Origin of the sequence: Pseudomonas sp. PGPPP1, assembly GCF_002255865.1 — a bacterium.
Classification (GTDB): domain Bacteria; phylum Pseudomonadota; class Gammaproteobacteria; order Pseudomonadales; family Pseudomonadaceae; genus Aquipseudomonas; species Aquipseudomonas cremoris.
The window spans coordinates 210,364-218,394 of record NZ_NKIG01000006.1 but is presented as its reverse complement, the minus strand read 5'-3'; the positions used below and the strand labels follow the sequence as shown (position 1 = coordinate 218,394).

Sequence of the window (8,031 nt, the reverse complement as noted above, 5' to 3'; positions counted from 1 at the left end):
CGAAACCATCAGCATCGGTGCTAACCGCAGCGTGACCATCGGCGGTAACAAGGCCGAAACCATCAAGATGGCAAAAGCCGAAACCATCGGTTTGGCCAAGGCGCTGACCATCGGCGCGGCTTACCAGCGAACAGTCGGTGGGGCCATGAACACTAGCGTGGTACTCAGCCAGAGCGAGCAAGTCGGGCTGAACAAATTCGAACAGGTTGGAAACACCTACGCCATCCATGTCGAAGATGAATTTGTGATTGAAGTAGGCAAGTCAATTCTGGTGATGAAGTCCGACGGTATTGTGCTTATCAACGGCTGTACGTTCGACTTCAGTGCATCCGGGCCAGTTGTTATTAGCGGCGCTGAGGTGGACCTCAATATCAAACAGTCTGGGCACGACAGTTCGGTACTCATCAAGAGGCCACCACTTGAGTTGCATTACACCTATGCCGATCTGAAGCCGGAAGTCGGAGCACTGTATCGAGTCGAGTTTAAGGACGGCACGGTAAGAACCGGCAATCTTGATGATCAGGGGACTGCGCTTATCGATAACCCTCCCGGTACGGGAGTTGCCTATTTTGGCTATGACATCAGAGCGCCATTTTCCACGAGCAAGCAGACAAAAAATGACGTGTTTGGCTTTTTACCCAATACGCCGGAGGAGGCTGGGCAGGCCATTGAGCGCTACCGTCGACAGGAAGGTGAACACCGGAAAAACACGTACTTTGCCGATGAAATTGAAGCATTGGAGGCTGGCAAGCTGGATTACGACGACATGATTGAAAGCTATGCCTACACCGAGGATCCCGTCAGTGATGAGTCAGATCCCCTGACACCCGGTGAGCATGAACAGGTTTCATTAGAGAACGACCAAGAGGTAGCGTCATGAGCCCGTCCGGCGTTTCCCGCCTTGAAGACGACACCTTCTTGGAAATCCTCAACTGGGTCGAAGAAGTCGTCGAAGGCCGTGGCGCATCGTTGGCGCAGATGATGGTCAGCACGGTGTTAGGCCTGATCCCTTTTGTCGGGCAGGCCGTCGATGCGTACAACATTCTGCGTTGTCTTTATCGCCTCACACGCACCCCTGACAGTGGCGAGCACTGGCTGGATTTGGTGTTGTCGCTGGTCGCCCTGGTACCGGGGTTCGGCGATGCACTGAAAAACGTATTCAACATGCTGCGTCACGGCAAACCCATGGGGCGCATTCTCGACAGTTTGCCGCGTCACGTGCGCGGCGACATCGAGACATGGTTTCGTAAGCTGGATTGGGCGCGCTACACCGCCGAGATCATCCAGAACATCGACGCGATCTTGTCCGGCCTGATCACCATGCTCAGCCGCAGCCTGTCGACGTGGGCGTTGGGGCGCAAAGGTGTTCAGCGTCTGATCGAGCAGTTACGTCAGCTTCAAGATATGGCTCAGCGCCAGATCACCGAGGCCATGAACACCCTCAAGCGCGCTCACCAAAAAGCCCTGTCCGATCCCTTGCCCAATACCACGGCGCACACGTCGGCTGCTCCCAGCGGGGTTAAAGCACCTGCGCCCAACAGCCAAGCCAGCGGCAATGTGGCGATCTCCACGGCGGGGACTCAATTACCGGCCCAAGGGCGGGTCACGGCGCAGCAACGCCAGAGCGAACGCTCAGGCAAAACGTCGCACCAGATCAGCGTGTCGGGCGAGCACATCGCCGACTACTACTTCGTCAAACGCCAGCGGCGCCGGGCCAAGATCAACCATCGCGGCAAGCTGTATGAAATGAGCCAACCGGGGCACCGGGGTATTGACCATGTATGGCATGGCGGTGGCTTGCCGTTGAGCTATCGGGTCAGTGACACCAAGGGCACGGGTGGTGCGTTTCATAAGCTGGAAACGGCGAAGGCAGTGTTTGCGGGGCTGGAGTACGGGATAGATGCGTACCTGGGCATGGAGGATGAAAAGCGGGTAGAGCGTGCGGTGAACAAGCCCACGGTGGGGGATGGGAGGCAACTGAGTCATAAGTGGATTGCGGCGAAGATTCGGGATGCTCAGTTGGTTGAACAGCACAAGGTGGTGTTGGGGCGCCAGATTGAAGATTGGAGAGGCGTCGAGTTCAAGATGGATGCTGAGACTCGCTTTGAAAGCGGTGAAGCATTCCGCCAATTGGTCAAGTGTCCATACGACCGCAGCCTGATCACGGTGGTCGGTCCCAACCACAATTTGCATGATCGGGCCAAAGGTCCTGTCACCCCCAAATGTTGTAAAGCCTCGGTGTCGCATCAGATCGGCACTGAATTTGTCTTGCCAACCCAGATGTTACGAGAGTGACCTCCATGAAAAAACTCCCTATCCCTGACTGGCCTCGATGGTTCAGTTGGAAGGTCAGCGAAGCAGATTTTGAGCAGCGTCGTGAGCGCTATGTGCTTTATAAAAATTATCCTGAGCGCTTCGATGACTTCATGGGCCGTATGCACATGATCACTACGGACTTGCCAAAATATAGCGAGCGCTCCAAACCCGGTGGACTGATGACCTCCACAAACCAGAGGTTATGGGACACCCTCGATTGGCTCAACCTGCAATATTCAGCCGGTGCCCCCGTGGCGCAACTGGTAGAGGTCTGGCCCTATGCGCTTGAGTGGGCGCAAGAGTACGGTGATTTTCACGCGCACTATCATCAGTCTCCCGAGGCTGGTAATTACACGACCCCTCACGCGGCTCTGCGCACGGAAGAGTACTGGATCGTGGCGCTGCGTCTGACTTGCTTCGGCTTGCTCAGCGGCTACGCCCATACGATGCCTCGGGTCATGAAGTTTCTGGATTACGCTAACGAATTGATGGGCGTACGCGACGGTTTACTGGAGCGTTTGGTTGGTCCGTTTGGAACGGATCGTGGCCTACCTCCAGACAGCTGCACGCGCCATCTGCCGTACCGAAAACTGCTCAAGGTGTTCAGCGTTGCTCCGGCAAAACGTCCGGAGATGCTAGAAACCTACTTGGACGAGTGGTACCACGCTAGCCGCCGCGAACCCTACATCGATCAGCATGAAGAGGGCGGCTACACCCATTACGGCTACTGGTCCTGGGAAGCCGCCGCCGTGACCTGGCTGCTGCGTATCGACGACAGCAGCTACCGCGACATGCCGTTTTACCCCAAGGATTGGGTCGACTACGCCCGCCAATACCCACCGCCCCCTATCGAATCCACCCTGTATTCAGGCCAGACCTGCCCGCAAGGCGGTTTTTGGTGGAGCGATGCCAGCCATCAATCCCTGCGTCGCTTCGAGGCCGGGGATATTTTCCCTGACATTGCCAGCGGCACAGCGCGCGGAATTACCGTATGGCGTTGGGCACTCGATCAGCGGCAGGAAGGTTGAAGCCGTGAGCCAGATCATCGTCGGTGGCTATTTCTTCAAGCGACAGCGTGGTCGGTTCTTAGGCGAGCCCGCATGGAACACAGGGTTCAGCAGTGGACTAATGAACAGCGAAACATACTAGGAGCGATTTATGTTGATGGTCTGGAGTTACCTCAAACGCTGGGGCCTGCCGGTACTGCGTCAATTCAACCAGGCCGTGCCCGTACTGGTGCTGCTGGGCGTAGTGTTTTTATTGATCGCCATCTGGTGGCTGGGCCCCCAGTGGACTTGGCGCGAGCGTCAGCCACTGAGCGAGTGGGCGATGCGTGTCTCGGCCAGCGTGGTGGTGTTGGTGGTGCCGTTGCTGATCTGGGCGTGGCGGGTGCGTAATCGTTACCAGCGCCTGCAGGTCGAGCGTCAGCACGAGGCCGCAGTGCAAGCCGACCCATGTCTGCCTTACGTCGAGGCGCAGGAGCGCGCGCTGGACCGCAGCTTGGGCAATTTGCTCAACAACATGGAGCGCCGCCGTTCGCTCTATCAACTGCCGTGGTACCTGGTGCTGGGTGAGGAAAATGCCGGCAAGACCAGCTTGATCACGCGCTCCAACCAGAGTTTTTCTTTGTCTCATGTGACCAAGGCCGGGGTCAGGGCCCATCAAGAGGAACAACTGGCCTATCCGGTGGATTGGTGGATCGGTGACGAGGCCGTGTTGATTGACCCGCCCGGCGAGTTCCTCAGCCACTCGGAGCCGTCGGCAGGCGACGCCGGGCAGCAGGGCACGAACCACGGTAAGGTCAAGCCGGTCCTGCCCGCAGGCACCCATCCACGTCTCTGGCGGCACCTGCTTGATTGGCTGGCGCGCAATCGCAGCCGTCGGGCGCTCAATGGGGTTGTGTTGGTGATTGATGTGCAGGCTTTGCTGGGGCAACGACCCGAGCAGCGCAAGGCCCACGCCAACCTGCTGCGCACTCGGCTGTTTGAGCTGACGCGGCAATTGGGCACGCGCTTGCCGGTGTACGTGACGCTAAGCAAATTCGACCTGCTGGAAGGTTTTGAAGAGTTCTTCACCCGGTTGTCGCGCAGCGGGCGTGAAGACCTTCTGGGCTTCACCTTCAGCCTGGATGCGGTGGGTGATTTCGACGCCTGGATGGCAGAGCTGATCCGCCAATACCAGTTCTTTGTCGACCGCTTAAGCGAACAGATCTTCGATGGTATCGGTGAGTCGCGCCCGTTGACCGAACGCGATCGACTACAGGCACTGATGCACCAGATGGCGGGCCTACGTCCGGCACTGTTCGGCTTCTTGAGCGAAATGCTCGGCAGTGATCGTTTCACTACCCCTGCGCTGGTACGCGGGCTGTATTTTTCATCGGTCTTGCAACAAGGCACCCTGAGCAATGCCTTCGTCAAAGAAGCGGGGCAGGCGTATCAACTGCCGCCACCACCACCGGAGGTCAAGCCTGCCGGTGGCACGGCGATCTACTTTGCCCAGCAACTGTTCCAACGGGTGATCTACCCTGAAGCGGGCCTGGCGGGTGACAACATCAAAGTGGCCCGCAACAAGCGGCGGCTGCTGATTGCCGGGTTCAGCGTCGCGTCCTTGGGCTGTTTCGTAGTCATCGCAACCTGGCAGTTTTATTTCAATATCAACCGCGACAAAGCCGCCAGCGTCTTGGCCAAGAGCCAGGACTTCAGTGGCCGCGACATCGACGCCAGGGTCGACACCACTGGTCGCAACCTGCTGGTGCCGCTGGACCAGATTCGTGATGCGGTGTTGGTGTATGGCGATTACCGCGAGGCATGGCCGTTACTCGCGGATACGGGGTTGTACCAGGGGAGGGCGATTGGCCCGACCGTGGATGAGGCCTATCTGAACCTGCTGTCCAAACGCTTCCTGCCGGCGATTGCCAGCGGTGTGCTGGACGCCATCAACGCGGCGCCCGCCGACAGCAATCAACAACTGGCGGCCTTGCGCGTCTACCGCATGCTCGAAGAGCGGCAAAATCGCCGCCCGGCGATTGTCGAAGAGTGGGTCGCCAAACAATGGCAACGCGCCTATCCGGGCCAGGGCCAACTGCAGGCCGATTTGATGGGGCATCTGGGTTACGCACTGAAATACGCCGATGCCGACCTGCCGCACTATCGTGAACGCATCACCCAGGTGCAGCAGCAATTGCGCCAGTTGCCCATGGCCGAGCGGGTCTACATGAGTCTGAAACAGGATGCTCTGGAGCGCCTACATCGTCCGCTGGACCTACGCAACGAGGTGGGGCCGGCGTTTGATATCGTCTATCGTCCGCTGGACACCGATCAAGAAGGCAGCGGCTTGCTATTGGCGCCCCTGCTCACCGCCAAAGGCTTCAAGGACTACTTCGAACCCGGTACCGAGGGCATCATCGAGCTGGCCATGATCGACCAGTGGGTGCTCGGCGAACGGCAACGCCTGGACTACTCCGATGAGGACCGCAAAGTGCTGACCCAACGTATCCGCGCCCTCTACAGTGCCGATTACGTGGACAGCTGGCGGCGTGCGCTGAATCAGTTTGCGGTCACCGATTTTGACGATCTCAGCCACGGCGTGGCGGTGCTGGAGCAAGTAACCGGCCCGGCCGCGCCCCTGCGGCGCTTATTGGAAACCTTGCGCGACAACAGCGTGATTTATCCTTCGGTGCCTTTGGCCGAAGGACAAGCACCACTCACGCTGGACAAGGTCTCGGACGGCCAGCAACAAGCCGCTGGCATCCGGCGTGCCTTTTCCAACCTGGCGGAACTGATCAGTGCGCGTGGCGAGCAGCCGTCCTACTACGAAGAAACCCTGCGTTCGGTCAGCGCGGTCTATGACTATGCCAAAGCCGTGCACGACAATCCCGACCCCGGCAAGGCTGCGTTGAAAACCGTACTCAACCGCTTCTCCCTGGGCGGTGCCGACCCCATCGCCAACCTGCAACGCGTTGCCGTGGGCCTGCCCGAGCCACTCAACCAGCAGGTCAAAAAGCTCGCCGACCAAACCTCGCAGGTATTGGTGATCGCCGCCTTGCGCGAACTGGAAAAACGCTGGGACAGTGAAATCTACAGCTTCTACCGTGATCGTCTGGCAGGCCGCTATCCGTTCAAGGCCAGCGGCGAGGACGCCTCGCTGGAAGACTTCGAAGCCTTCTTCGGGCCACAAGGTCGCTTGCAACACTTCCACGATCAGTACCTGAGCGTGTTCCTCAAAGACAACCTCGACGCCCTTTACTCCGACAGCCTTGGCGGATACCTGGTGCGCACCGATGTGCTGGAACAACTGAAAAACGTCGAGCGCATCCGCGACACCTTCTTCAACCATCGCGGCCATCTGGCGGTGCAACTCACCATCGAACCCCTGGCCCTGAGCACAACCCGCCTGAGCAGCATGCTCAGCGTCGACGGCCAACTGATCCCATACCAGCACGGCGCACCGCAACGCACAGGGCTGGTGTGGCCTAACAGCCTGAGCAATACCAATGGCAGCCAACTGACGCTGGTGCACAGCACCGGCAACACCGCCAGTTTGAGCTATCGCGGGCCTTGGTCGCTGTTTCGATTGCTCAGCCGTGGGCACCTCAATGGAAGAACTGATACCAGCGTTGACCTGACCTTTTCCGTTGCCGATGGGCTGATGCGTTATCGGATTGGGGCGGAGAAGGCTAACAACCCGATTACCCAGCGCAGTTTTGAGGGGTTTGTGTTGCCCAGGACGCTGTTGGAAGAGCGTCGGTCAAAGAGCACCCTCGGTGCTCTTTGAATGGCAGCTTTGCTGAACAAAGCGCTCAATCAACCACTTGGCAGCGGGGCCCGGCGGTAAATCCGTGCGGTAGATAACGTCGAAGGCGTATTTACCGCTTTGGTATTCAGGGATGTTCAAGTGCACGAGTCGGCCACTGTCCAGGTCTTCCTGGACCATCGGGGCTGGCATGTTCCCCCAACCAATGCCTTCACGCAGCAACATGTGTTTTGCACCCAGGTCTGCCAGGCGCCAGGTGCGGTTGCTGAGGACCGCGAACTCCTTGTCCTTGGTCAGGCGCGAGCGATCAGACAGCACCAATTGTGTGAACTCGCGCCCGGCACCAGGCGCATTGGGTTCGCTTGAGGCCAGCGGATGATTCGGCGCGGCCACAGGGATCAGCTCGACACTGCCGATGGCAATTCTTTCGATGCCGTTGATGCGCTCATTCATGGGGCCGCTTACGCCGATTATCGCGCCGCGATTGAGGACCAGGTCGGTAACGGCCCCGAGCGCTTCCATGTGAAGGTGAAGCGACACCGTCGGGAATTCTTCTCGGAACGATTTGAGTGCGTCCACCACACGGTCGGCGGGAAGCATCACATCCAGCACAACATGCACTTCGGCTTCGAGCCCTTGCAGCAGCCCCTTGACCTTGGCACGCAAACCACTCATGCCGTTGGCAATGGTCCTGGCTTCGGCCAGGACTGTACGCCCTGCATCGGTGAGCTGCGGTTTGCGGGTTGTCTGGCGGTCGAACAGCGACACGCCGAGTTGCATTTCCAGGTTGGTGATTGAATAGCTGATGACCGAGGTAGCTCGGTGAAGCTTCCTGGCGGCGGCTGCAAAACTGCCCACTTCCACCACGGTCAGAAACACGCGCAGTTGGTCGAGTGTGGGTGTACCTGGCTCAGAAAGCATGTCTATTTCCTCAAGCTTACGGGGGAATGCAGGATAGCTTGC

General features: G+C 58.7%; 4 protein-coding genes and 1 pseudogene. 4 read left to right on the top strand and 1 reads right to left on the bottom strand.

Annotation, left to right across the window (positions count from 1 at the left end):
• From CFE47_RS10575 to tssM, 4 genes and pseudogenes are all read left to right on the top strand, one after another.
• Positions 1 to 880 (top strand): annotated as a pseudogene (locus tag CFE47_RS10575) (hypothetical protein); the annotation flags it as partial.
• On the top strand, positions 877 to 2,295 hold the full coding sequence (locus CFE47_RS10570) for a hypothetical protein (protein WP_286836823.1): 1,419 nt from the start codon (positions 877 to 879) through the stop codon (positions 2,293 to 2,295). The pseudogene CFE47_RS10575 and the gene CFE47_RS10570, both read left to right, overlap by 4 nt.
• A gap of 5 nt (positions 2,296 to 2,300) precedes the next feature.
• On the top strand, positions 2,301 to 3,344 hold the full coding sequence (locus tag CFE47_RS10565; protein ID WP_286836822.1) for a PoNe immunity protein domain-containing protein: 1,044 nt from the start codon (positions 2,301 to 2,303) through the stop codon (positions 3,342 to 3,344).
• A gap of 130 nt (positions 3,345 to 3,474) precedes the next feature.
• The gene (tssM, locus tag CFE47_RS10560) at positions 3,475 to 7,089 is read left to right on the top strand and encodes a type VI secretion system membrane subunit TssM (protein WP_286836820.1); all 3,615 of its coding nucleotides are present in this window, start codon (positions 3,475 to 3,477) and stop codon (positions 7,087 to 7,089) included.
• On the opposite strand, the gene CFE47_RS10555 is transcribed toward tssM, so the two are convergent.
• Positions 7,063 to 7,989, bottom strand: a complete 927-nt coding sequence (locus CFE47_RS10555; RefSeq protein WP_286836818.1) for a LysR family transcriptional regulator — start codon at positions 7,987 to 7,989, stop codon at positions 7,063 to 7,065. The genes tssM and CFE47_RS10555 overlap by 27 nt on opposite strands.
• Positions 7,990 to 8,031: the final 42 nt, after the last annotated feature.

Coding starts and splice junctions, on each gene's coding strand:
- CFE47_RS10570 (WP_286836823.1), top strand. CDS start 877: ATGAGCCCGTCCGGCGTTTCCCGCCTTGAAGACGACACCTTCTTGGAA.
- CFE47_RS10555 (WP_286836818.1), bottom strand. CDS start 7,989: ATGCTTTCTGAGCCAGGTACACCCACACTCGACCAACTGCGCGTGTTT.
- tssM (WP_286836820.1), top strand. CDS start 3,475: ATGTTGATGGTCTGGAGTTACCTCAAACGCTGGGGCCTGCCGGTACTG.
- CFE47_RS10565 (WP_286836822.1), top strand. CDS start 2,301: ATGAAAAAACTCCCTATCCCTGACTGGCCTCGATGGTTCAGTTGGAAG.